Consider the following 654-nt stretch of genomic DNA (forward strand, 5'->3'; position numbering starts at 1 on the left):
CTGAAAGGTCTTTTTTTCCTTTTTGGAAACCCGGGCATATCCGTAACCCGGTAGATCTACCAGATACCAGCTTTGGTTGATCAGGAAATGATTGATGAGCTGTGTTTTTCCGGGTCTTCCGGAAGTCTTTGCAAGATCTTTCCTGTTGGTGAGGGAATTAATTAGAGAAGATTTTCCAACATTACTGCGGCCAATAAAAGCATATTCAGGCAATTTTGTTTCCGGACATTTGGAAACATCAGAATTGCTGATCACAAATTCGGCCGACTTGATTTTCATGGGTGCGTTTTAGTACTGCCTGGCGGTTAACCACCGGTACAGGATCTCATTAAAAGCATCGGGATGTTCCATCATTGCTGCATGACCGCATTTCTCGATCCAGTATAGATCAGAGTCGGGCAACAGGCGATGAAAATCCTCGGCTACTTCGGGAGGGGTAACATTATCATTTCTTCCCCAGATGATGCAGGTGGGAGTTTTCATCTTAGGCAGATCCTTGGACATGTTGTGACGAATGGCACTCTTGGCAATTGCCAATGTTTTGATCAGTTTATTTCGATCATTCACAGTTTCAAAAACGTCATCCACAATTTCTTTTGTAGCGATCTTGGGATCGTATAATACGTTTTCTGCTTTCTTGCGAATATATTCGTA

At 42.8% G+C, this 654-nt stretch carries 2 protein-coding genes; both read right to left on the reverse strand.

What is annotated here, in order from left to right:
* A partial coding sequence (yihA, locus tag HC175_RS16105) for a ribosome biogenesis GTP-binding protein YihA/YsxC (RefSeq protein WP_168139420.1) occupies nt 1-279 on the reverse strand: 279 nt, incomplete at its 3' end.
* 9 nt (nt 280-288) lie between these two features.
* On the reverse strand, nt 289-654 hold a 366-nt coding region (locus HC175_RS16110), incomplete at its 5' end, for an alpha/beta fold hydrolase (protein WP_168139421.1).

This window comes from Salinimicrobium oceani, assembly GCF_012037645.1.